Raw genomic sequence first — 22,056 nt, forward strand, 5'->3', positions numbered from 1 at the left:
TCTCCGTGCGGCCTGTTCTTTGCGTTGATCTTGTAACGGCGCTCTGGACGCAAACTTTAGCATGCTCATCGGATTTCGTTCAGAGAATGACCTGGACCGTGGAGGCATCCAGGACAGTGGCCGAAATGATTTGCCCTGAACTGGCCTTGATCTGAATTTGGGTGCCCGGTGCTCCGCTTTGCAGAGCCTGACCCTCTCCACTGGCGACAAAGCCCATGCCGCGTGCAATGGTGCGAACCATTTGGCCGCGTGTTACCGATTGTGGATCGCGTAGCGCCGAGGCTCGTATCGCATTGCCCAACGGGATGCGCTGGCTGGCGACATAGCCGATGATCCGCTCCGGATCAATGACCACGCCATTGGCCAGCGCCAGCAAGTCCCCCTCGCGCTCGACCAGATCATCTTGCTGAATGGTCTCGCCTGGGTTGATACGCCGGCTGCTCACGTAATAGCTGCCCTGGATCGATAGCGTAGCGCCTATCGACGTGCTCCAGCTGTGCGGGCTCAGGCAGCGCACGCCCACGCTCATGCGCGAGCGCAGGCGTTGGCCGCTGGGCAGGAAGATCTGGTTTTGGGCGCAGGCCGGCATAGTGTCAAGGCGCGAGGTATCCAGCGTGATCGTGGCGACACCAGGATACATCTGCGCCTGTTTATGTAAAAACTCCTGCGCCTGCTCCTGCATGGCTTGCACACTGACTACGTTGGCTGGCTCCTGGGCGCGCGCAGTCACGCTCGCCCCCAGGGCGAACAGACATACGCAAAGCAGGAGTCTATACAAGGTCATGGCTGAATTTTACGGGCTCAGCCGCCGGGTCAAGAGCTGAACTGGCCGATAAATTGCGTTTTGTTCCCGGGTTTGTGATGCCGTGCCTCTGGCTACCATTCTGTCATGTCGGTGAAAAGGCGTGCGCGCGTTCACTGTATTTTGAACTTGAACACAGAATATTGGCTTGACTCCATGATTGATCGCATCGGTGAGCACCTGAAGTTTTACCAGACGGCACTGGCTGTGCGCCAACAGCGCCAAGAGGTTCTGGCCTCCAATATTGCCAACGCCGACACGCCCAACTACAAGGCACGGGATATGGACTTTACGGCCACCCTGAAAGCTGCTTTAGGGGGGCAGGGCCAGATGGCATTGCCCAATACCAGCCTGTCCCTGACATCGGTCCGTCACATACCCGCCCAGGCCAGCCGTCCGCCCAGCACGGACGAGCTGCTCTACCGCGTCCCCGTACAACCATCTTTGGATGGCAATACGGTTGAGATGGACGTCGAGCGCATGCAGTTTGCCGATAACACCTTGCACTATCAAAGCACCATCAACCTGGCGTCCCAGCGTTTGAAAGGCTTGATGGCAGCCTTGCAACAGTAATAGCGAGTCTTCATGTCCAGTTTCAGTATTTTCCAGATTGCCGGCTCTGCCCTGACAGCGCAGTCCCAACGCATGAACGTGTCGGCCAGCAACCTGGCTAACGCCGACAGCGTGGTCGGGCCCGATGGTCAGCCATACAAGGCTCGCCAGGTCGTGTTTCAGATGACTCCGCAGGGCAACAGTCCTGTCGGTGGCGTGCAGGTGCTGGGGGTGCAGGAAAGCAATGCGCCGGGTCGATTGCAGTACGACCCCGGCAATCCCTATGCCGATGCCCAAGGTTATGTGACCTTGCCCAATGTGGATGTGGTGGCCGAGACCGTCAATATGCTGGCCGCGTCGCGCTCCTATCAGGCCAATGTAGAGGTGGTGAACACCTCCAAAAACCTGATGTTGCGCACCCTGACCATTGGCCAGTAAACCGGTTTACGCAAAGAGAGAGCATGAGCACAGTCACCAACGATCGCAGTGCCCTGGACCCCACCGCCGGGGCGATGGCCGGGATAGATGCCCGTAACAAAAGCGCCATGGCCGAAACGGAAGACCGTTTCCTGACCATGCTGATTACACAGCTGCGCAATCAGGACCCACTTAACCCCATGGACAATGCCCAGGTCACCAGCCAGATGGCACAAATGTCCACGGTGGCCGGGATTCAGCAATTGAACAATACCTTGCTGGCCGTGGCCGGACAGATGGATGTCAGCCAGTCCATGCAGGCTGCCAACCTGATTGGCAAGCAGGTGCTGGTGCCAGGTGCGAAAGTGTCCCTGGGCACGAGTCCGGACGGCGAGAAAGTTGCCATGCCTTTTGGGATTGACCTGGTCAGTGGCAGCAGTACCACCTTGGTGCATATCAAAGACAGCAGTGGCAAGGTGGTGCGCGAGTACGAGCTGGGGCCCAAAGAGGCCGGGGTGTATTCGCTGAGCTGGGATGGCCTGGACAACCAGGGCTCCCCGCTGGCCGACGGTTCCTACACCGTCAGTGTGTTGGCCAGCAATGATGGCACGGCTGTGACAGCCAGCCCATTGACGCACGGCAAGGTCGATAGTGTGGCTTATACCTCCAGCGGCCTGATGCTGGATCTGGGTCTGGCAGGTTCATTCTCCCTGCTGGATATACGCAAAATTATGTAAGCGTTGCTGGCCTCTTGAGCGCGCTGGGCCAACACGACATTAAAAGGAAATTTCATGAGCTTCGGACAAGGATTGAGCGGCCTGAACGCCGCCTCCCAGAACCTGGATTCTATCGGTAACAATATCGCCAACTCGGGAACGGTTGGCTATAAAGCGTCGAGTGTGCAGTTCGCGGACGTTTACGCGAACTCGCGCGTCGGTCTGGGCGTGCAAGTATCGCGCGTCAGCCAGCGCTTTTCGGTGGGTAACATCAGCTCCTCGGGCAATATGTTTGACATGGCCATTGACGGGGCCAATGGCCTGTTCCGTCTGGAGCAAAGCAACGGTGCCGTGCTGTTTTCGCGCAATGGCCAGTTCTATCCCGACAAGGCAGGCTATTTGGTGAATGCCCAGGGCCACTACCTGACTGGCTATGGCGTGGGCAGCAGCCAGCTTGAGCGCTTGCAGGTGCCATCGGCAAACGTGCCGCCCAAAGCCACGACGTCCCTGGATTTCAAGCCCAACCTGCCCGGTGGTGCCGAAGCAATTCCAGCCCAGGATGCCAATGGCAATCCCATCAATATCTTTGACCCCAAAGACAGCACCACCTACAGCGAATCGTTTAGCTACTCCGTTTACGACTCTCTGGGCAACAGTCACGAAATCTCTCAGTACTTTGTCAAGCGGCCTGCCAATGCGGGCGGTGAAAGTGTATGGGACGTGTACTACATGGAAGGCAGCACGCCTTTGTCGCCCGCCAAAGCGACACTGACTTTTAACGGTGCCGGGGTGCTGACCAGCCCGACCCCTGCAACGGTCAACCTGACCTTGGCCAACCCCGGCGGCAATGCCTCCCCGGCCGACGACCTGGTCTTTGATGTGCGCTATACCGGCACGACCCAGTTCGGTGGCGAGTTTGCCAAAGGCAAGCCTTACCAGGATGGCTACGCCACCGGTGAATACGCTGGCATGAACATCGACAAGGACGGCACCATGGTGGCGTCCTACACCAACGGCGTCACTCAACGTCTGGGTTCGCTGGTTCTGGCCGACTTTAGCAACTTGCAAGGCCTTAGCCCCGTGGGCGGCAACGCCTGGGCAGAGACCGGCGCGTCGGGTCAACCCATTCTAGGCCGTCCTGGCGAGAACGGGCTGGCCACGATCAAGGGTCAGGCCGTGGAAGACTCCAATGTGGACATGGGTCAGGAACTGGTCAATATGATCATTGCCCAGCGCACCTATCAGGCCAATGCCCAGACCATCAAGACACAGGATCAGGTTCTGCAAACCCTGGTCAACCTGCGTTAAGAGCTGTCATGGATCGCCTGATTTATACCGCCATGAATGGCGCTCAGCGCACGCTGGAGCAGCAAGACGTCATCACCAACAATCTGGCCAATGTGAACACGTCCGGTTTTCGCGAACAGCTCGCGTATTACCGCTCGGTGCCCGTTACCAGTGAGGACGGTGCGCAGACCCGTGTGGGCACCGCCACGGTGACGCCGGGCAGTCGTTTTCAACCGGGCACAATGGCCGAAACCGGTAATGCACTGGATGTGGCCATTGCAGGTCAGGGCTGGTTTGCCGTTCGTGCGCTTGATGGCCAGGAGGCCTATACCCGGGCAGGCGATCTGGTCGTCAATGCCCAGAACCAGTTGGTGACGCAGTCCGGTTTGCCCGTGCTGAGCGCCGACGGTCAGGCGATCGAGATTCCCGATCGGGGAACCGTCACCTTTTCCAGTGACGGTCAGTTGACTGCCCTGGGAGCTGGCGACAATCCGCGCGACATTCAGGTGATGGGGCAGTTGAAAATGGTCAACCCACCCGCCGCCGACCTGTTGCGGGGCCAGGATGGTTTGTTTCGTATGAGCAGCGGTGCACCGGCTCCCGCGGACCCGTCGGTGCGGATGGTGTCGGGCTTTATTGAAAAAAGCAACGTGAACCCGGCTGAAGCGATGGTGGCCATGATTGCCAATGCTCGTCGTTTTGAGACCCAGATGAAGGTCATCCAGGACGCCGGCGTACGCGAGGACCGGGCCAACTCTCTACTTTCATTTAATGGCTAAGCCTCGCGCATGACGCGAGCGCTAGCTTCAAGGATTACACACACATGATTCGCTCTCTGTGGATTGCCAAGACCGGTCTGGAAGCCCAGCAGACCAATATGGATGTCATTTCCAATAACTTGGCCAACGTCAATACCACCGGTTTCAAACGTACCCGTGCGGTGTTTGAAGACCTGATGTACCAAACCCTTCGTCAGCCTGGTGCTCAGGTCGGCGCTGCCAACCAGTTGCCTACGGGTCTGCAGATCGGGACGGGCGTGCGCACGGTGGCCACGGAGCGTATCCATAGTCAGGGCGATATGAAGCACACCGGCCACAATATGGACATCGCCATTCAGGGCAGTGGGTTTTTGCAAGTGGAAATGCCGGATGGCACCTTCGCCTATACGCGTGACGGCAGTTTGCAACGCGATCAGAATGGTCAGCTGGTGACAGCCGGCGGCTACCCCATTCAGCCTCCCATCAATATCCCGGATAACGCCCTGGAACTGACCATTGGGCGCGACGGGACCGTGTCGGTTACTCAGCCCGGTGCCGCGGGCGCCAGTGTGGAGGTGGGGCAACTGCAACTGAGCACCTTCGTCAACCCGGCCGGTTTGCAAAGCATGGGCGAGAACTTGTACATCGAAACCGATGCGTCGGGGGCCGCAAACTTTCTGCAGCCAGGTATGGATGGCGCAGGGCTGGTCATGCACAAGTACAACGAAACGTCCAACGTCAACGTGGCCGAGGAGCTGGTCAATATGATCAGTGCCCAGCGTGCCTACGAAATCAATAGCAAGGCCGTGTCCACCGCTGACCAGATGCTGGCTCGTCTGACGCAGCTGTAAACCTGAAGAGATCGTGACAATGTTCCAAGCTCTGTTGAGCCGTCTTGCCCTGTGTGCGCTGCTTGTCTTGTCCGGTTGCGCGCTGGTGCCCCCTGAAGATGTGGTCACCGGCCCCTTGACCGCGGCTCCGCCTCCCGCCATTCCTGCGGCTGTGGTGGCAAATGGCTCCATCTACCAGCCCTCGGCGTATGGCAACTATCCGCTGTTTGAGGACAGACGGCCCCGCAATGTGGGCGATATTGTCACCATCATGATTCAGGAGCGCACCAACGCTGCCAAGAATGTGTCGACCAACACGGACCGGACCGGTAGCGGCGGCTTGGACTTTACGGGTGTCCCGGCTTTCCTGCCCAATGAAATAGGCAGCAAGCAGAACTTTGAGGTGTCCGGCTCGAACAAGGCACAAGGCAAGGGCTCCAGCCGCGCCGACAATACGTTCAGCGGCACCTTGACCACGACGGTGGTGGGCGTGCTGCCCAACGGCAACCTGCAGGTCGCCGGGGAGAAGCAGATCGCCATCAACCGGGGCAGTGAACACATCCGCTTTTCCGGCGTTGTGGACCCGCGCTCCATTACCGGCAGCAATACGGTGTCGTCCACGCAGGTGGCCGATGCCCGTATCGAGTTTCGTAGCAAAGGGGTGATGGACGAAGTCCAGACCATGGGTTGGCTACAGCGTTTTTTCCTGAATATTTCCCCGTTCTGAGCCTTTTGCTTGCTATGGCATTTTCCATGAGTCGTACTCCTTTCTCTTCTTACCGCGACATGCTGCGGGCAGCCATGCTGGCAGCAGGCCTGTTGCTGGCTCCGCTCAGTCAGGCCGAGCGAATCAAGGATCTGGCGTCCATCCAGGGGGTGCGCGACAATCCGCTGATCGGTTACGGTCTGGTGGTGGGTCTGGACGGCAGTGGCGACCAGGTTCGCCAAGCGCCGTTTACGCAGCAAAGTCTGACCAATATGCTGTCGCAACTGGGGGTGACTATTCCCCAGGGCAGCAATATGCAGCTCAAGAACGTGGCGGCTGTGATGGTGACAGCCCGCCTGCCCGCCTTTGCCCGTCCTGGCCAGTCTGTGGACGTGGTGGTGTCCTCCATGGGGAACGCCAAGAGTCTGCGCGGCGGCACCTTGCTGATGACGCCCTTGAAAGGTGCGAACGGTCAGGTGTACGCGATCGCACAGGGTAACTTGCTGGTAGGCGGCGCCGGTGCCGAAGCCGGCGGTTCCAGTGTCCAGGTCAACCAGTTAAATGGCGGCACGATTCCTGGCGGTGCCACGGTCGAGCAAAGCGTGCCCACAACGTATGCGCGGGACGGGGTGATCAATCTGGAGATGAACACCTCGGACTTTGGGACCGCCCAGAACGTGGTGGCTGCCCTGAACAAACAGTTCGGTCCGTCCACGGCCACGGCGCTGGATGGGCGCCTGATTCAGGTACGGGGTCCATTGGACCCCCAGGCCCAGACTGCTTTTATTTCCCATGTGGAAAACCTGCAAGTAAATCTGCCGCCAGCGCGCGCACGGGTGGTTATCAATGCGCGTACGGGTTCGGTGGTCATGAATCGTACCGTCACCATTGATGAGGCCGCGATTGCCTATGGCAACTTGTCGGTGGTCATCAGCCGTCAACCGCAGGTCAGCCAGCCCGATACCCCGTTCGGTGGCGGCCAGACGGTCGTGGCTGACAGCACGCAGATTGAAATGCGCAGTGACAGTGGTTCGCTGCAACGCGTAAAGACCAGTGCCAATCTGGCCGATGTGGTGCGGGCGCTCAATGCCTTGGGCGCTACCCCTCAAGATTTGTTGTCCATTTTGCAGAACCTGAAAAGCGCGGGCGCTTTGCGGGCAGATCTGGAGATCATCTAATGACGGTGCAGTACTTTCCTCGTCCAGGAACGGGAACGCAGGTTTCAATTTTTGACCCGCAACAGTTGGCTCAGCTGCGTCGGCAAGCCGGGCAGGACGATCAGAATCAAGCGACTCAACTGCAAGTGGCCCGTCAGTTCGAGTCCCTGTTTATCCAGAATATTTTGAAGCAGGCGCGAGCCGCCAATCCTGAAGGCGGCATGTTTGATACCCAGTCCGTGCGCATGGCGCAAAGCCTGGGCGATGAGCAGTTGGCCCTGCAGTTGGCTGACCCGGGCATCGGATTGGCCAAGGCCTTGCAGGCTCAGATGAGCGGGCAAGACAGCGAGCCCTTTGGCGCTGCGTCCTATGACCCGGAAACCGCGTCTTCGCGTCGTGCGGATTTGCGCTCGCGCATGCCCAATGACCGCTCCATTGATGCGGCCTCCATTGCCGAACTGATCGACAAGCTCAGCAATAACAGCACGGTGCAGCGCTTGTACTCTTCGATTCAGGGGGCGCCCAACCACATCCGTCAGTTTGTAGACCGCATGAATACCGCAGCCAAAGTGGCCGCAGAAGACAGTGGTGTCCCCGCCAAGCTGATCCTGAGTCAGGCGGCCTTGGAGTCGGGCTGGGGCAAACGTGAAATCATGCATGCCGACGGTTCCACCAGCCACAATTTGTTTGGGATCAAGGCCACCCCCTCCTGGAAAGGAAAAACGGTAGAGGTCATGACCACCGAATACCAAAACGGTGTGGCCCGGAAGATGACGCAAACCTTTCGTGCCTATGACTCTTATGCCGAGTCCTTTGCCGACTACGCGCGTCTGATCGGCAATAACAAGCGCTATGAAAGCGTCAAGCACGCCGCAACGCCGCAAGAGGCTGCGCAGCGTATTCAGGATGCAGGCTACGCCACGGATCCTTCTTACGCCAAAAAACTGATTGCCATCATGGCCTACTTTGATGGTGGCAAGTCTTAATTATTGTTACAGGTCTAAATAATGCACCAAGGTGGTCGTTAAAAAGCAGCATGTTCATTTTTCGCCTTGGACACAACGGGCCGGGCAGGACAGAAAGGATTTGATATGAATCTCGCCAACCTTGGTATTACCGGCTTGTATGCCGCTCAAAAGCGCATGCAGGTGACGGGCCACAATATTAATAATATCGATACCCCTGGCTATAACCGCCAATCGGTTCTGGTTGAGACGGCTGGTTCGGTAGGAGGCAGTGCCGGTTATTACGGCCGCGGTGTGCAGGTCGTGACGGTGCAGCGCTCCTACGACAATTTTCTGTATCAACAGCTGGTGCGTTCCCAGACCGCCGGAGCGGCTCTGGTCAGCTACGGCACCGAAATTGCCCAGCTGGACAATTTGTTCTCGGATCGTACGGTCGGTGTCAGCCCCGCCTTGCAGAATTTCTTTGACGGGCTGGAAGCGGTTGCCTCGCAGCCTGCCGATCCTTCGGCACGCCAGGAACTGTTGGGCCGCGCCGAAAGTCTGGCCACCCAGATTCGTGACGCCACCTCCTACATGAACCGCGTGAACGAGAACATCAACACGCAGGTTGGAACCACGGTTACCCAGATCAACAGCTATCTGGAGCGGATCGACAACGTCAATAAGCAGATTGTGGCTGCCAAGGGAACCACGCCCGGGCACGAGCCCAATGATCTGCTGGACCAGCGCGAACAGTTGGTGGCCGAACTGGGACAACTGATTGACGTTCGCACCGTCGAGCAGGACGGGCGCTTGAGCGTGACCACCGCAGGTGGCCAGATGTTGTTGGGTGGCGAGCGGGTCTATCCCTTGCATGCGGTGCGTTCCGCAGAAAACCCTGAGCGGTTTGTGGTCGGGTTTACGTCTGCCCTGAACGTGGACGGCAAGATGGTGGTGACCGAGTTTCGTGAAGGCGCGATCAAAGGCGGCACGCTCGGTGGCCTGCTGCAGTTCCGTCAGGAAAGTCTGGAGCCCGCCATCAGCGCCCTGGGGCGTCTGGCCGTGGGCCTGGCCCACACCGTGAACGATATTCACCGTCAAGGCATTGACTTGAAGGGGGAGGCGGGCAAAGACATATTCAGCGTCAGTGGCCCCAAAGTCGTGGCCAATGGCACCAATCCCGTCAGCAGTGGCGTACCCGGTGTGTCCTTCTACAAGGACCCGATTGATCCGGCTGATCCCAGCAAGGGTTACACCCAACCCGTGGACAAGCTGACCGGCGATAACTACCGGATCGAGCGTGTGGACGGACGCTTTCAGTTGCGCAATCTGAGCAGCAACGACATTACGCCCCTCAATGGACCGGACCAGGACGGCGGCATTACGCGGGTGGATGGCCTGGAAATCGACGTGTCCAGCCTGAAGACCCAGTCGCAGGATGGGGATTCCTGGCTGGTTCAGCCTACCGCCACCGCTGGCAGCAATTTACAGGTGGAGATCAAGCGTCCCCAGGATATTGCCGCGGCCAACCCGGATACCGGCTCGGCCAATGGCACGATCGCTCAGAAACTGGCGGATCTGCGCAATACCAAAGTGTTGGCGGACGGCTCCCTGAGCCTGAATGACTCCTTTGGCCAGATCGTGAACCGGATTGCGGTGCAAACGCAGCAAAACGGCACCGCGGCCAAGGCGCAACTCAAGCTGATCGAGCAGAACTATGCCGCTCAGCAAGCCTTGTCGGGCGTTAACAAGGATGAGGAATACATCATGCTCCAGCGTTTTCAGGAACAGTATCAGGCGGCCGCCCGTTTGATTGATGTCAGCTCCCAGATGTTTGACACCCTGTTGGGCCTGCGTACGTAAGTACGGCGATTCAGTCTTGAAATTGGAACCTTGCTATGCGTATTAGTTCTTCTCTTTTTTTTCAGACAGGCCTGAACTCGATCAACAAGCAGCAGTCCGATCTGATGCGTGTTTTTCAGCAGATGGGCTCGCAAAAGCGGATGATCACCCCCTCGGATGATCCTTTGGCGTCGGCCCAGACCATTAATCTGGCGCAGTCGCAGGCCATGGACAAGCGCTATGGTGAAAACCGCGAAGTGGCCATGCGTTCGCTGGGTGAGGAAGAAAACCTGCTCAATGCCGTCAACCTGCAGTTGCAGGGCGTGCAAACCCGTTTGGTGGAAGCTTCCACGGGCACCATGTCGGATGCCGATCGCAGCACCTTGGCTACCGTGATCGAAAGTGCGCTGGATACCCTGTTTGGCTTTGCCAACACCAAGGATGGTTCGGGCCAGTATCTGTTCTCCGGGGCTAAAGGGACGACTCAGGCGTTTGAGCGGACGGGAAACACCTTTACCTACACGGGTGACACCAACAGCCGTGATATTCAGGTTGAGCAAACCCGCCAGATGGACTCGGCCGATCATGGTCGCACCATCTTCGAGCGGGCCAACCCCGGATCGACAGCCTACTTCACCCAGGCCAACGCCAACAGTGGCTCGGCTGTGCTGAGCGCCCCCAACGGCAACTCGTCCTTGCCTGGCGCGCAGGCCAATTACACCATCCGATTTACCTCGGAAACGGATTACGACATCGAGGTGAACGGGGCGGTGGTCAGTCAAGGTGTGCTGGATGAGAACGAGCGTCAGCGCATCAGCCTGCCTGGCGGGGTCAGCGTGCAGATCGAAGGCAAGCCCGCCGTAGGCGACAGCTTTGCCATCAGTTCGGTGGACAGCACCAGCCCGGCTGACATGAATATGTTCAACACCTTGCAGTCGGTGGTGGACGCCTTGCGCAAGCCTGTCAGTGGGGACCCGGTTGCCCAGGCCGAGTTTCGCAACGCGATGAACTCAGCCATACAGCGTATCGGGGAGAACTTCGACAATGTGCAGACCGTAATTTCGTCGGTCGGTACGCGCATGAATGAAATTGATGCGCTCAGCGCCAATGGGGCTGCCCGAGCCCTCAATTACACCAATGAGCTCTCGCGTCTGGAAGATCTGAATATTTTTGATGCGTCCACTCAGTTGGAGCTGCGCAAGGCTGCGCTGGAAATGTCGGCGATGGCATTTCAGACGATCCAGAGCATGAGCCTGTTCAATTTGAATCGCTAGGACGCTGTTCCTTTTTTGGGTGGTTTTTCCTTAACCGGCAGTCAAGCACCACGTGCGGGAATCTTCTATGCTTTTTAAGAATTTGAGTCTAAGGGTCGGCATGACCTTTTGTATTGCTGCTCTGATGGCATTGACAGTGGCCATGGCAGCCTGGGCGCTGTATTACTTTCATGGTCTGTTGGCCCTGGGCTCCGGTGACGCGGTGTTGCGCACCTTGCAGGAGCAGCAGAGCACCTTCAACATTGTCTTGACCGTCGTGCTGGTGCTGGCCGTGTTGTTGGGGCTGGCGGCCATCAGCTACTTTCTCCGTCGGGTGGTGCGTCCCTTGGGTGACTTTGCGGCGTACTTTGATGCCATTGCCAAAGGCGACCTGACCCAACGTATCCATGTTCTGACCTCCAACGAAATCGGTGACTTGTTCGAGTCGCTGGGTCGCATGCAGGAGTCCCTGGTCAAGACCACCACGGCGGTGCGTCTGGGACTGGAGGAGATTCATGCCGGCGCACAGGAAATTGCCCAGGGCAACACCAATATCAGCAGTCGTACCGAAGAGCAGGCTGCTTCCTTGCAGCAGACGGCTGCCAGCATGGAACAATTGGCTGGGACCGTTCGCCAAAATGCCGATAACGCCCAGCAAGCCAATCAGTTGGCCGCGACCGCCTCGGATGTAGCACATCGTGGGGGGAGCGCCGTCAATGAAGTGGTAGCCACCATGCAGGGGATTTCGGCCAGTTCCAACAAGATCTCCGATATTGTGGGCGTGATTGACAGCATTGCTTTCCAGACCAATATTCTGGCCCTGAACGCGGCGGTTGAAGCGGCTCGTGCGGGTGAGCAGGGCAAGGGTTTTGCCGTGGTGGCCGCTGAAGTCCGCGCTCTGGCACAACGCAGTGCGCAGGCCGCGCGTGAAATCACGGCCCTGATCGAGGATTCGGTGCGTAAGGTCACGGAAGGTTCCTCGCAGGTGGAACGCGCGGGCGCCACTATGCAGGAAATTGTGGATTCCGTGCGTCGTGTCACCGACATCATGGGTGAGATCACGGCCGCAACGATTGAGCAGTCCTCCGGTATCGATCAGGTGAATCGCGCTGTCTCGCAGATGGATGAGACGACGCAGTACAACGCCCGTCTGGTGGAGCAGGCCGCTCTGGCTTCCTCGGGGCTGAGCGAGCAGGTCACCAAGGTCAACCAGGCGATCGCGTTCTTTCGCTCGCCGGGCACGGAAGTGATCGACGTCAGCGCCCGCCGCGTCGCTAACCGCCGCAGTGCCAGTGCATCCTCATCGGACGCCGAGACACGTCGCACGCCATCCTTGAAAGGTGTGGCGAACGCTGCCAAACCTGCTGCGGGCGTGAGCAGGGGGCTGTCGGCTCCCGCCAAGACCTCGCCGCCTGCTGCCAAGGCCACCGCCGCTACTCAGGAAGATAGTCAGCGTCTGTTGCGTCCCGACTTGAGCGGCAAGCCTCACAGTGCCTCTTCGGACGATGATTGGGAGGAGTTCTAATGCCTTGCTCCCGACTGGGTATCTGGGTCGGGCGGGGCCGTAAGACGCTGATCGGTTTGTGCTTGCTGACCCTGGCTGCTTGCGCCACCCAGGGCTCGTCTTTCAAGGCGTCGGGGCTGAATGATCTGGTCCCGGGCCAAAGCACGCGTGCTGACGCTGAGCAGTCCTTGCAAGGCCGTCCACACCAGGTCTACCGACAGCTCGACGGCAGTGAAATGGCCGTGTGGTTCCAGGGGACAACCCTGGCAACGGACGCGGTCTATTTTCGCCAGGAGTTGTGGCTTCAGTTTGATGCCCAGGGGCGTTTCCAGCATGTGGTCAAACGCAGCCATATTCCTTCCATGTACCGCGAGCAAGCGCGTAGCGCTACTACAGGCTCGGTCACGATTGAGCACCCTGGCACGGAGATGATTACCATCTTGCCGGTCAGCCACTAGAGTTTTCTTTGGATTTAGCAAATGCTGGGTATTGAAAGCAGTCTTCCGTCCGCGTCCCGCGCATCTAAACGTCGTTCCTCCAAATCGTTTCGTCCCAGCCTGAAGTCGGCGTCGGGCTTGAAGATCAGCACCATGCTGATGATTTGCATGGGATTGTTTTTGGTCCTGATTGTGGCGGTAGGGGGGCTGGCCGCCTATTACCTGCAGCAAAGTGGCGAGGCCTTGCGTACGATCAATCGTCAGGATCAGCGTGCCATGCAGATCCTGCAGTTGAACAACAATATGATGGAAGCCCGTGTCAGCTTGATGAGCGCGGCGCGCTTCTATCAGGAAGCCGGTATTGATGATGATCAGAACCTGCTGCAAAGTGCCGAGAACTCTGTCACGTTGGCCACGCAAAAGCTGGATGAGGTGCGCAAGGCCTTTGCCGATATTCGTGCCAATATGCCGACCGAGCCTGAGCTGCGCCGTTTGGCCATGGGACTGGTTGCGTCCTATCAGGCTTATCTGGATGACGGGATTGAACCCATGGTTCAGGCACTGGAAACCCGTGATTACAGTACCTTTTACTTTGTCAGCGAAGGTTTTGGCGTTTTGCGCGCTGCCACTTTCCAGTTCCGCATTGAGGAGCTGAGCAAGTTCTACAACGAGCAGACTGACGTGTTGCTGGAGCAGGCAGAACTGCAAACCCGTGTGGCCAATATCGTCATCGCCCTGGCCTTGTTGCTGGGTCTGGCCATTATTGTGGCCTTGCGACTGGTGCTGGGCCGCACCGCGTTGACCCCCTTGCGTGAAGCCGGTATGCATTTTGACCATATTGCCAACGGCGATCTGACCAAGAAAATTACCTACCGCTCGGCCAATGAGGTCGGGGTGTTGTATGACGCCATGCGTCGCATGCAACAAAGCCTGCAGGGGATCGTGCTGACCGTGCGCCAAGGTGTGGACGAGATCGCCTCGGGTTCTTCGCAGATTTTTGCCGGTAATACCGACTTGAGTTCCCGCACCGAGCAGCAAGCTGCCGCTTTGCAGGAAACGGCGGCCAGTCTTGAAGAATTGGCCAGTACGGTGCGTCAGAATGCCGACAATGCCCATCAGGCCGATCAGTTGGCGCATAACGCCGCCAAAGTGGCACAGCAGGGTGGTGAGTCGGTCGGCGCGGTCGTTCACACGATGAACCAGATTTCCGCTCGTTCCGGACAGGTAGCCGACATTGTTAACGTGATTGACGGTATTGCCTTCCAGACCAATATTCTGGCCTTGAACGCCGCGGTGGAAGCGGCTCGCGCGGGAGAGCAGGGCAAGGGCTTTGCCGTGGTGGCCGGAGAGGTGCGTAGCCTGGCACAGCGCAGCGCCCAGGCCGCCAAGGAAATCAAAGGTCTGATCGAAGCCTCGCAAAACGAAGTCCAGACCGGAACGCAGCAGGTGGCCAGTGCGGGCGACATCATTCAAGAGGTGGTGCGTGCGGTCAATAGCGTCACCACCTTGATGAGCGAGATTTCCTCGGCCTCGCAGGAGCAGACGGCCGGTATTGAGCAGATCAACACGGCAGTGGCTCAAATGGATGCTGTGGTGCAGCAAAACGCCTCGCTGGTCGAGGAGGCGGCGGCTGCGGCAGGCTCCTTGCAGGCACAATCCGAGACCCTGGCAGAGGCCGTGTCCCAGTTCAAGGTTCAGGAAGGGGATGTGATTGATATGGCCGAACGCGATTACGACCGGTTGCGCTAAGCCTTTTGGGGGAAAAAACGGGCGGGTGCCTATAGTTGAAATCCCCTAGAAAATCAGGGTCCGCGAGGGCGATGCTGCATGGCACAATAATTCTTTGTCCCTAGCCAGCAGAGACGCCCATGTCCTTCGCGATTCCCGGTGAATCCGTGGCCAAGACGGCGGTGCGCCAGAAAGCGCCCGGCATCTTGGCCTGGTTGATTGCTTACCCACCTTTTGATCAGATGCAGGCACAGCACTGCGATTACCTGATCGAACATAGTGAGCTCCGGTTTTTCTCGGCCGGGCAGGTGCTGTTGGAGCAGGGCGCGCGCGTCGATCAGCTCTATCTTGTTCGCCAGGGACAGATCGGCACCCAGGCGCACGGCGAAACCCAGGAGTATGTGGAAGGAGACCTGCTGCCAGTGCGTGAGCTGGTGTCCGGGCAAGCGCTGGAGAGCGCCTACCAGGTACAGGAAGACTGTTTCACCTTGTGTGTGGCCGGTGAGGCCGTTGCGCATCTGTTGAGCATCAGCGAACCGTTTCGGGATTATTGTCTCCGCGGCACCAGCAGTTTGCTGGCTTCGGTCTGGCGCAGCGCTCAGAAAAGCGCCAGTGCCGATCTGGGGGCCAGTTATACCTTGGACATGAGTCTGCAGTCCCTGACAGAACGGGGACTGCTCAGTTGTCTGCCTGATTGTCCGGTCGAGCAGGCCGTCAAAGACATGCACGAGCGGCAGGTCAGCAGCATGGTCGTGGTCAATGCCGATCAGCATCTGTTGGGGATCTTCACCTTGCGCGATCTGCGCCGTCTGGTGGCTGGAGGCCAATACGATCCAGGTCAGGCCATGTCGGAAATCATGACGCCGGACCCGGTCTGGCTTGCGCCTCAGGCTTCGGCGTTTGATGCGGCGCTGTTGATGGTCGAGCATCAGATCGGTCATGTCTGCCTGGTTCAGGATCATAAAGTGGTGGGCATGGTGTCCGAGCGCGATGTGTTCTCCTTGCAGCGCGTCGATCTGGTCCACCTGTCGCGTGCCTTGCGTTGCGCCCAGGATGTGTCCGGGCTGGTGCGCTTGCAAGCCGATATTGGCCGACTGGTCGATGCCATGCTGGCCCACGGTGCGCGCTCTGAGCAACTGACAGCCGTAATTACGCGTTTGAATGACCATACGGTTCAGCGCACGATCGAACTGTCTTTGCCCGGCTCGGGGCTGGATGGCATCGAGTTTTGCTGGCTGGCCTTTGGCAGCCAGGCCCGGGGTGAGCAGACCCGCCACACCGACCAGGATAATGGCATTTTATTTAGCGCCAGCTCGCCGGAGCAGGCCAACGCCTACCGGGCCTTGCTCCTGCCGTTTGCGCGTCGGGTCAACGAGGCTCTGGACCGTTGCGGCATGGCCTGGTGTACGGGCAATATCATGGCCAGCAACCCTGAGCTATGTCTTTCCGAAGCGGAATGGTTACATCGTTTTCAGATCATGATCGAGCGGCCGGCACCCGAGCAGTTGCTTGAGTCCACGATTTATTTTGACTGCCGGAGCATCTGGGGGCAGACCAGCCTGTTGCAACGTCTGCAGCGGCGCGTGCTGGGCATGGTGAACGATAATCCGGTGTTTCAGCGCATGCTGGCTCAAAGCACCTGTCAAACCCGCATTCCCAGTGGCAAAAAGCGCAGTCGTTTGGAGGCCTTGATGGGGCAGGGCGATGACAAGCTGGATATCAAGAAGCAGGCATTGGCCCCGATGGTGGATGTGTTGCGCGTGCTGGCGCTGGCCCACGGCTGTGAGTTGCCTTCGTCCATGGACAGGTTGGCGGTGTTGACCCAGCGTGGCGTCTTTAGCGCAGAGGAGTCGGAGGGCCTGCGCGAGGCCTACCGTTATTTGCAGTTGCTGCGTTTGCAACATCATCAGACGCAGTTGCAACAAGGCCAGGAGCCGGACAATCTGGTGCGTCTGGGCAGCTTGGGCGCACTGGATGCCCGTGTCTTGCGCGAGGCCTTGTCACAAGTGCGTCGTGCCCAGCGTATTCTGGCGTTCCGGTACCGCTTATGAAATTGCTCTCTTGGCTCCCCTGGCGACGCGCTTCCTTCGCTGCCCGTAGCCCCTCCCTGTCCTGGAGCGGGGTGGATGAGCTCACATGGGACGAAGCGGCATTTACCGTGTTGGACCTGGAAACCAGCGGGCTGGAACCCAAACGCCACCATATTGTGCAAATGGGCGCAGTACGACTGGAGCGGGGCTCGATTGCCCTGGGCAATGTGTGGGCCGGTCTGGTGCGCGCACACGGCGAACGCAGTCCAGAGAGTCTGCTGATTCATGAGATCAGTCCGCAGCTGCAGGAAAAAGGTGAACCCTTGCCGCAGCTCATGCGTGACTTTGCCCGTTATTCTGAAAACTCGGTCTGGGTCGCCTGGGATGCCGATTTTGATCTGGCATTTCTGGACCGTGCCTGGCCTCAGGCCGGTGTGCAACAGGCCCGGCCTCTGGCCCTGGATCTGGCTGAACTGGCAGCGTGTCTGCTGCCCGAATGGCGTGGTCGTCGACTGGGCCTGGATGATTGTCTGCGGTATTGTGGTCTGCCGGTCAGTGAGCGGCATGATGCCCTGGGAGACGCGTTGATCAGCGCCCAGTTGATGCAGTTGTTGATTGGACGTGCCAAACAAAAAGGTGTCCTGACGCTGGGCCAGGCCCGGCGTCTGATGCAGGCGCACAAGCAGCGCCAGGCCCATGCCTTTTAAGGGCCAGCCAGCCCGAGGGCAACCCGCATCATGGCTTCGTAGCCGGAGTTGAACAACTGGGCGAGAAAGGGCGTGGTTTGCGGGATCACCACGACCAGCAAGGTCAGGCCGATGGTCAGCGTAATCGGAAAACCCACCGCAAAAATCGTCAGTTGTTGGGCGGTACGGTTCAAGATGCCGAAGGCCAGGTTAATGGTCAGAAGCACAATAATCAGCGGCAGGGCCAGCAGCATGCCTGACACCCACAACTCGCTGCTCCAGTCCAGCAATGCCCCCCAGCCATTGATGTTCAGGTCTGCACCGATGGGCAATACGTGGAACGTGCGCACCAGCACACCCAGCAAAAGCAGATGACCGTTCAGGGCCAGAAAAGTCAGCACCGCAATCACGTTCAGCAGCCGCGACAGCACGGCGGTATTGGCGCCCGTGGCCGGATCAAAGAAGGAGGCGAAGGACAGGCCCATCTGCAGCCCGATGAACTCGCCCGCTGTCTGTACCGCTGCGAATACGATACGCATGGTCAGCCCCAGCGCGACGCCGATAAACACTTGTTGCGCCGCAATCAGCAAGGCCTCGTACGAGGCGGTGGGCAGATCAGGCAGTGGGGGCAGCGAGGGCGCTACGATCAGAGCGAGGATAAAACCCAGCCCGATCTTGGCGCGTTTGGGAATGGCGGATTCACTGAAAAAAGGAACTGTCGCCAGGGTGGCCAGAATGCGGATGAACGGCCACAGAAAGGCGTTCAGCCAGGCATGGAGCTGGGCGGAGTTCAGGTCAAGCACGGTGCGCCTGGGGCCTGCGGGTCTGACAAGGCCGTGCGCCTTGCCAGACACATGGTGGTGGGCTCACGGCAGCCTCCTCGCTCCGGCCTGTCCTAATTGACCAGGCCGGGAATGCCGCGTAGCAGGCCCTGCATATAGTCGACCATATTGTTGATCAACCATGGGCCCAGCAGCACTACGGTAATGCCCATGGCCAGCAGCTTGGGGATGAACGACAACGTCATTTCATTGATCTGGGTGGCCGCCTGGAAGATACTGATGCCCAGACCCACGACCAGCACCACGATCAGCATGGGGCCGGCCATGGACAGAGCCAGTTTCAAGGCGGTATAGGTCATGGACATGACGGTTTCGGGAGTCATGGCGGTCCTTTATTGATAGAAGCTGCGGGCCAGCGAACCCAGCAGTAAATGCCAGCCGTCGGCCAGTACAAACAGCATGAGCTTAAAGGGCAGCGAAATGGTCACGGGCGGGACCATCATCATCCCTAAGGACATCAGCACGCTGGCAATGACCAGGTCGATGATCAGAAAGGGAATGAAGATCGTAAAACCGATCTGGAAAGCGGTTTTCAGTTCGCTGGTGACAAAGGCGGGCACCAGCACACGCAAGGGAACTTCTTCGGGCGTTTGCAGCTCGCCCACGCCCGCCATATCGCCAAACAATTTCAAGTCGGCTTCGCGGGTCTGATGCAGCATAAAGGTTTTCAGGGGCTGAGCGCCTTGCTCCAGGGCCGCCTCAAAGCTGATCTTGTTTTCCGACAGAGGCTTGTAGGCGTCCTGATACACCTGGTCAAACACCGGCGACATCACGAAGAAGGTCAGAAACAGAGCCAGACCCACCAGCACCGTATTGGGTGGCGCTGTCCCCGTGCCCATGGCATTGCGCAGCAGGCCCAACACGATAATGACACGGGTAAAGCCGGTCATCATCAGCAGGGCCGCCGGCAGAAAGGACATCATGGTCAGCATGGCCAGGGTCTGGATGCTGAGCGACCAGGTTTGCGAACCGTTCGGGCCCGCGGTGCTGGTGATGGCCGGAATGGCCTGCCCCACGGCCTGGGAAGGCAGGAACAGGCAGATCAGAGCCAGAAGCAGAGCGATACTGACGTGTGCTCGGGCAGGGGATGAAAATGCAGTCATGATGCGTTCAGCGGGGCGCACGGTGCTGGTCCAGATGGGTCTGGAAATCCGCCTCGGGGCTGGCAGACGCCTGTGTGTGCAACAGGCTGATCTGCTGGGGAGTGATGCCAATCAGAATTTCGCGCTCGTCAATCCGGATCAGGGCGACGCTGCTGCGCGGGCCCAGCCGCCGGTTGTCCAGAATCTTGATGCGTTGCTGATTCTGATTCCTGAGCAGCCCGCCGCGGCGGGCCACCCAGGCTGCTGCCAGAATCAGGCCCACAACCAGCAGCAGGCTAAGCATGATTCTGACGAGCTGGGCTTGTTCCATGTTCTAGCGACGACCGTTCAGTCGCTGGATACGGTCCGAGGGCGTCACAATATCGGTGACGCGAATCCCGTACTTGTCGTCTACGACCACCACTTCACCTTGGGCGATAAGGTAGCCGTTCACATAAATATCCAGGGGCTCGCCGGCCAGGCCATCCAGCTCCACGACCGAGCCCTGGCCCAGTTGCAGAATGTTCTTGATGGTCAGGCGGGTGCGACCCAGCTCTACCGACAGCTGGACGGGGATGTCCATAATCATGTCGATATCGGTGGTTGCCGTGTTCTGGGCCGGTTCCATGGGGGGGAACAGATTGCTGGCCGGGCTGGGTTCGTGCACCGGCGTAGCCGCGCTTTGCTCGGCCAGGGCCGAGGCCCAGTCATCTTCCAGGGGCTGTTCCAGACCTTGGGCCTGGGTGCTGCTTTGGGTGCCGGCCTGTTGCTCAGCCATCGCGGCTGCCCAGTCGTCCTCGGGCGCAGACCGGTCGTTAGGGTTGTGAGGGTCGCTCATAGGGACTTACCTTTAGTCAAATCGCTGTCGTTGGTGGCCAGGATGTTTTCTACCCGCAGGGAGTAACGGCCGCCGGAAGTGCCATACTGGCATTCCAGAACCGGCACCCCATCCACGTGGGCTTCAATTAGAGTGGGGATGTCAATGGGCAACACATCATTGACCTTGAGCTGAGTGAGCTCGGCAATGGTCATGTCGATATTGACAAAGTTGGCAATCAGCTCGACTTCGGCGCTGCGCACCTGGCGCGAGAGCTGCTGGGTCCAGCGCTGGTCGATGGCATCGGTGCCCTTGTCTTGCAAGGGGCGCGTCAACAGGTCGCGCACCGGCTCGATCATGGAGTAGGGCAGGCAGATGTTCAGATTGCCGCCTTGGGCGCCGAATTCAATATTGAACGAGGTCACCACCACGATATCGTTGCTGCTGCTGATGCTGGCAAACTTGGTGTGCATTTCCGAGCGCATGTACTCCGCCTCAAGCGGGTAGATCGACTCCCAGGCGCCGCAATAGCTCTCCAGGGTCAGGGTCAGCAAACGCTGGATAATGCGTTGTTCTGTGGTGGTGAAGTCGCGACCTTCCACACGCGTGTTGTAGCGGCCATGGCCACCAAACAGGCTGTCGATAATCAGAAAGACCAGGTTTGGGTCGTAGGTGAACAGCGACACGCCACGCAGGGGCTTTAAGGCAACCATGTTCAGGTTGCTGGGCACGGGCAGGTTGCGCTCGAAGTCCGAGTACTTCTGAATGCGAATGGAGCCGACGGTAATGTCGGCGTTGCGGCGCATGAAGCTGAGCATGGTCGAGCGCAGCCGACGGGCAAAGCGCTCGTTGATCAGCTCCAGCGTCTGCATGCGGTGGCGCACCACCCGATCTGGCGAGGTCAGGTCATAGGCCCGCACGCCAGAGAGGTTTTCATTCAGGGGCTTGGTGTCAGCGCCTTCGCCGGTAACACCGGCCAGCAGTGCATCGACTTCGTCTTGGGATAAGAAGCTCTGATACGACATTTATTGGATGACAAAGGCGGTGAACAGGACATCATTGATGTGCGGAACAGCAGGATTGGGCGGGTAGGGCTCTTTCAGGCCCGCGCTCAGCTGTGCAACCAAGGCTTGACGCCCTTCGGAAGTCTGGATGTAGGTGGGACGCTGTTCAGCCAGGATCTTGAGCACCCGGTCACGAACCATGGGCATGTACTCCACCAGCATGGCGCGCGAACCATCATCCTGAACGCGCAAGGTGATGCCCACATACAGAATGCGCGAGCGGCCATTCTCGTTCAGGGTGACGGTGAACGGGTCCAGCGGCGCAAAAATGGGCTTGGCGTTGATCTTGACGGCGGCAGGCTCGTCAGGGGCAGGAGCGGCTTCAACCGACTGGCCTTTTTCTGCCCAGGCCAACCACGCAGGCGGGCTGCTTTGTTGCCAGGAGTAGTACAGGGTTGCGCCCACGCTAGCGGCGATAATAAACAGAACCAGCAGACCGGTTTTCATCAGGCGTGCAAGTTTGGTGGGTGCTTTTCGGGCCATGTGATGTGAGCGATGTATTTTCTAGCGTATGACAAACAGACAAACGCATGTCTGGCCTGAGCCTGACTGCATGCCTGAGCTATTGTGCCGGAGGTCAGACAGGACAGGCCCGGCGAATA

Annotated in this window: 24 protein-coding genes; 16 read left to right on the top strand and 8 right to left on the bottom strand. The window is 58.8% G+C overall.

The window, feature by feature from the left end; all coding sequences use genetic code 11:
* Nucleotides 1-79: 79 nt before the first annotated feature.
* On the bottom strand, nucleotides 80-730 hold the full coding sequence (flgA, locus tag RSQ48_RS05745) for a flagellar basal body P-ring formation chaperone FlgA (RefSeq protein ID WP_415302217.1): 651 nt from the start codon (nucleotides 728-730) through the stop codon (nucleotides 80-82).
* A gap of 228 nt (nucleotides 731-958) precedes the next feature.
* Between flgA and flgB the strand changes: the two genes are divergently transcribed.
* The 16 genes from flgB (at nucleotide 959) to RSQ48_RS05825 (ending at nucleotide 17,670) form a co-directional block, all read left to right on the top strand.
* Nucleotides 959-1,375: a flagellar basal body rod protein FlgB gene (gene flgB / locus RSQ48_RS05750; RefSeq protein WP_003804685.1), complete on the top strand. Its 417-nt coding sequence runs from the start codon at nucleotides 959-961 to the stop codon at nucleotides 1,373-1,375.
* A 12-nt stretch (nucleotides 1,376-1,387) separates the two neighbouring features.
* On the top strand, nucleotides 1,388-1,792 hold the full coding sequence (gene flgC, locus RSQ48_RS05755; RefSeq protein WP_003804683.1) for a flagellar basal body rod protein FlgC: 405 nt from the start codon (nucleotides 1,388-1,390) through the stop codon (nucleotides 1,790-1,792).
* A 23-nt stretch (nucleotides 1,793-1,815) separates the two neighbouring features.
* On the top strand, nucleotides 1,816-2,508 hold the full coding sequence (locus tag RSQ48_RS05760) for a flagellar hook capping FlgD N-terminal domain-containing protein (RefSeq protein WP_003804681.1): 693 nt from the start codon (nucleotides 1,816-1,818) through the stop codon (nucleotides 2,506-2,508).
* 54 nt (nucleotides 2,509-2,562) lie between these two features.
* Complete coding sequence (gene flgE, locus RSQ48_RS05765; RefSeq protein WP_003804679.1) at nucleotides 2,563-3,795, top strand: flagellar hook protein FlgE; 1,233 nt, start codon at nucleotides 2,563-2,565, stop codon at nucleotides 3,793-3,795.
* An 8-nt stretch (nucleotides 3,796-3,803) separates the two neighbouring features.
* Nucleotides 3,804-4,553: a flagellar basal-body rod protein FlgF gene (flgF, locus tag RSQ48_RS05770; RefSeq protein ID WP_131071437.1), complete on the top strand. Its 750-nt coding sequence runs from the start codon at nucleotides 3,804-3,806 to the stop codon at nucleotides 4,551-4,553.
* Between the two features lie 44 nt (nucleotides 4,554-4,597).
* A complete protein-coding gene (gene flgG / locus RSQ48_RS05775) occupies nucleotides 4,598-5,383 on the top strand; it encodes a flagellar basal-body rod protein FlgG (RefSeq protein WP_003804676.1) in 786 nt (261 codons plus the stop codon).
* A 19-nt stretch (nucleotides 5,384-5,402) separates the two neighbouring features.
* Nucleotides 5,403-6,089, top strand: coding sequence for a flagellar basal body L-ring protein FlgH (locus tag RSQ48_RS05780; protein ID WP_003804673.1), 687 nt, complete (start codon nucleotides 5,403-5,405; stop codon nucleotides 6,087-6,089).
* Nucleotides 6,090-6,115: 26 nt separating this feature from the next.
* Entirely contained in the window at nucleotides 6,116-7,246 is a 1,131-nt protein-coding gene (locus RSQ48_RS05785; protein ID WP_080585005.1) for a flagellar basal body P-ring protein FlgI, read from the top strand.
* Nucleotides 7,246-8,211: a flagellar assembly peptidoglycan hydrolase FlgJ gene (gene flgJ, locus RSQ48_RS05790; RefSeq protein WP_415302218.1), complete on the top strand. Its 966-nt coding sequence runs from the start codon at nucleotides 7,246-7,248 to the stop codon at nucleotides 8,209-8,211. The genes RSQ48_RS05785 and flgJ overlap by 1 nt, the downstream gene beginning before the upstream one ends.
* 105 nt (nucleotides 8,212-8,316) lie before the next feature.
* Nucleotides 8,317-10,032 (top strand): flagellar hook-associated protein FlgK, encoded by a 1,716-nt coding sequence (gene flgK, locus RSQ48_RS05795; protein WP_003804667.1) that lies wholly within the window; start codon nucleotides 8,317-8,319, stop codon nucleotides 10,030-10,032.
* 35 nt (nucleotides 10,033-10,067) lie between these two features.
* Entirely contained in the window at nucleotides 10,068-11,285 is a 1,218-nt protein-coding gene (gene flgL / locus RSQ48_RS05800) for a flagellar hook-associated protein FlgL (RefSeq protein WP_003804665.1), read from the top strand.
* A gap of 100 nt (nucleotides 11,286-11,385) precedes the next feature.
* A complete protein-coding gene (locus RSQ48_RS05805) occupies nucleotides 11,386-12,789 on the top strand; it encodes a methyl-accepting chemotaxis protein (RefSeq protein WP_003804663.1) in 1,404 nt (467 codons plus the stop codon).
* Nucleotides 12,789-13,226 carry a hypothetical protein gene (locus RSQ48_RS05810; protein WP_219235860.1) on the top strand — a complete coding sequence of 146 codons (438 nt, stop codon included), beginning with the start codon at nucleotides 12,789-12,791 and terminating at the stop codon, nucleotides 13,224-13,226. The genes RSQ48_RS05805 and RSQ48_RS05810 overlap by 1 nt, the downstream gene beginning before the upstream one ends.
* A gap of 21 nt (nucleotides 13,227-13,247) precedes the next feature.
* Nucleotides 13,248-14,954, top strand: a complete 1,707-nt coding sequence (locus RSQ48_RS05815) for a methyl-accepting chemotaxis protein (RefSeq protein ID WP_003804659.1) — start codon at nucleotides 13,248-13,250, stop codon at nucleotides 14,952-14,954.
* Nucleotides 14,955-15,073: 119 nt separating this feature from the next.
* On the top strand, nucleotides 15,074-16,984 hold the full coding sequence (locus tag RSQ48_RS05820; RefSeq protein WP_240209346.1) for a DUF294 nucleotidyltransferase-like domain-containing protein: 1,911 nt from the start codon (nucleotides 15,074-15,076) through the stop codon (nucleotides 16,982-16,984).
* Nucleotides 16,981-17,670 (top strand): PolC-type DNA polymerase III, encoded by a 690-nt coding sequence (locus tag RSQ48_RS05825; RefSeq protein WP_059317901.1) that lies wholly within the window; start codon nucleotides 16,981-16,983, stop codon nucleotides 17,668-17,670. The genes RSQ48_RS05820 and RSQ48_RS05825 overlap by 4 nt, the downstream gene beginning before the upstream one ends.
* Here RSQ48_RS05825 and fliR read toward each other — a convergent pair.
* From fliR to RSQ48_RS05860, 7 genes are all read right to left on the bottom strand, one after another.
* Nucleotides 17,667-18,452, bottom strand: coding sequence for a flagellar biosynthetic protein FliR (gene fliR / locus RSQ48_RS05830; protein ID WP_039943987.1), 786 nt, complete (start codon nucleotides 18,450-18,452; stop codon nucleotides 17,667-17,669). The genes RSQ48_RS05825 and fliR overlap by 4 nt on opposite strands.
* 92 nt (nucleotides 18,453-18,544) lie before the next feature.
* Nucleotides 18,545-18,814: a flagellar biosynthesis protein FliQ gene (gene fliQ, locus RSQ48_RS05835; protein ID WP_003804652.1), complete on the bottom strand. Its 270-nt coding sequence runs from the start codon at nucleotides 18,812-18,814 to the stop codon at nucleotides 18,545-18,547.
* 9 nt (nucleotides 18,815-18,823) lie between these two features.
* Nucleotides 18,824-19,594, bottom strand: coding sequence for a flagellar type III secretion system pore protein FliP (gene fliP, locus RSQ48_RS05840; protein ID WP_039944016.1), 771 nt, complete (start codon nucleotides 19,592-19,594; stop codon nucleotides 18,824-18,826).
* 7 nt (nucleotides 19,595-19,601) lie between these two features.
* A complete protein-coding gene (gene fliO, locus RSQ48_RS05845; RefSeq protein WP_003804646.1) occupies nucleotides 19,602-19,877 on the bottom strand; it encodes a flagellar biosynthetic protein FliO in 276 nt (91 codons plus the stop codon).
* A gap of 30 nt (nucleotides 19,878-19,907) precedes the next feature.
* Nucleotides 19,908-20,411 carry a flagellar motor switch protein FliN gene (gene fliN, locus RSQ48_RS05850; protein ID WP_003804644.1) on the bottom strand — a complete coding sequence of 168 codons (504 nt, stop codon included), beginning with the start codon at nucleotides 20,409-20,411 and terminating at the stop codon, nucleotides 19,908-19,910.
* Nucleotides 20,408-21,415 (bottom strand): flagellar motor switch protein FliM, encoded by a 1,008-nt coding sequence (gene fliM, locus RSQ48_RS05855; RefSeq protein ID WP_059317899.1) that lies wholly within the window; start codon nucleotides 21,413-21,415, stop codon nucleotides 20,408-20,410. Before fliM ends, fliN begins: the two co-directional genes overlap by 4 nt.
* Nucleotides 21,416-21,901 carry a flagellar basal body-associated FliL family protein gene (locus RSQ48_RS05860; RefSeq protein WP_230406276.1) on the bottom strand — a complete coding sequence of 162 codons (486 nt, stop codon included), beginning with the start codon at nucleotides 21,899-21,901 and terminating at the stop codon, nucleotides 21,416-21,418.
* Nucleotides 21,902-22,056 lie beyond the last annotated feature (155 nt).

The sequence above is a fragment of the Alcaligenes sp. SJTW-7 genome, assembly GCF_047716895.1.
GTDB classification, from domain to species: Bacteria; Pseudomonadota; Gammaproteobacteria; order Burkholderiales; family Burkholderiaceae_B; genus Alcaligenes; species Alcaligenes ammonioxydans.

What these genes read in the sequence shown, in the direction of transcription:
- flgF (WP_131071437.1), top strand. Translation starts at nt 3,804, where the DNA reads ATGGATCGCCTGATTTATACCGCCATGAATGGCGCTCAGCGCACGCTG.
- RSQ48_RS05860 (WP_230406276.1), bottom strand. Translation starts at nt 21,901, where the DNA reads ATGAAAACCGGTCTGCTGGTTCTGTTTATTATCGCCGCTAGCGTGGGC.
- flgB (WP_003804685.1), top strand. Translation starts at nt 959, where the DNA reads ATGATTGATCGCATCGGTGAGCACCTGAAGTTTTACCAGACGGCACTG.
- RSQ48_RS05810 (WP_219235860.1), top strand. Translation starts at nt 12,789, where the DNA reads ATGCCTTGCTCCCGACTGGGTATCTGGGTCGGGCGGGGCCGTAAGACG.
- flgK (WP_003804667.1), top strand. Translation starts at nt 8,317, where the DNA reads ATGAATCTCGCCAACCTTGGTATTACCGGCTTGTATGCCGCTCAAAAG.
- RSQ48_RS05805 (WP_003804663.1), top strand. Translation starts at nt 11,386, where the DNA reads ATGACCTTTTGTATTGCTGCTCTGATGGCATTGACAGTGGCCATGGCA.
- flgL (WP_003804665.1), top strand. Translation starts at nt 10,068, where the DNA reads ATGCGTATTAGTTCTTCTCTTTTTTTTCAGACAGGCCTGAACTCGATC.
- fliP (WP_039944016.1), bottom strand. Translation starts at nt 19,594, where the DNA reads ATGACTGCATTTTCATCCCCTGCCCGAGCACACGTCAGTATCGCTCTG.
- RSQ48_RS05785 (WP_080585005.1), top strand. Translation starts at nt 6,116, where the DNA reads ATGAGTCGTACTCCTTTCTCTTCTTACCGCGACATGCTGCGGGCAGCC.
- RSQ48_RS05815 (WP_003804659.1), top strand. Translation starts at nt 13,248, where the DNA reads ATGCTGGGTATTGAAAGCAGTCTTCCGTCCGCGTCCCGCGCATCTAAA.
- flgG (WP_003804676.1), top strand. Translation starts at nt 4,598, where the DNA reads ATGATTCGCTCTCTGTGGATTGCCAAGACCGGTCTGGAAGCCCAGCAG.
- flgE (WP_003804679.1), top strand. Translation starts at nt 2,563, where the DNA reads ATGAGCTTCGGACAAGGATTGAGCGGCCTGAACGCCGCCTCCCAGAAC.
- fliQ (WP_003804652.1), bottom strand. Translation starts at nt 18,814, where the DNA reads ATGACTCCCGAAACCGTCATGTCCATGACCTATACCGCCTTGAAACTG.
- RSQ48_RS05780 (WP_003804673.1), top strand. Translation starts at nt 5,403, where the DNA reads ATGTTCCAAGCTCTGTTGAGCCGTCTTGCCCTGTGTGCGCTGCTTGTC.
- RSQ48_RS05760 (WP_003804681.1), top strand. Translation starts at nt 1,816, where the DNA reads ATGAGCACAGTCACCAACGATCGCAGTGCCCTGGACCCCACCGCCGGG.
- flgJ (WP_415302218.1), top strand. Translation starts at nt 7,246, where the DNA reads ATGACGGTGCAGTACTTTCCTCGTCCAGGAACGGGAACGCAGGTTTCA.
- flgC (WP_003804683.1), top strand. Translation starts at nt 1,388, where the DNA reads ATGTCCAGTTTCAGTATTTTCCAGATTGCCGGCTCTGCCCTGACAGCG.
- RSQ48_RS05825 (WP_059317901.1), top strand. Translation starts at nt 16,981, where the DNA reads ATGAAATTGCTCTCTTGGCTCCCCTGGCGACGCGCTTCCTTCGCTGCC.
- fliO (WP_003804646.1), bottom strand. Translation starts at nt 19,877, where the DNA reads ATGCTTAGCCTGCTGCTGGTTGTGGGCCTGATTCTGGCAGCAGCCTGG.
- fliM (WP_059317899.1), bottom strand. Translation starts at nt 21,415, where the DNA reads ATGTCGTATCAGAGCTTCTTATCCCAAGACGAAGTCGATGCACTGCTG.
- fliN (WP_003804644.1), bottom strand. Translation starts at nt 20,411, where the DNA reads ATGAGCGACCCTCACAACCCTAACGACCGGTCTGCGCCCGAGGACGAC.
- RSQ48_RS05820 (WP_240209346.1), top strand. Translation starts at nt 15,074, where the DNA reads ATGTCCTTCGCGATTCCCGGTGAATCCGTGGCCAAGACGGCGGTGCGC.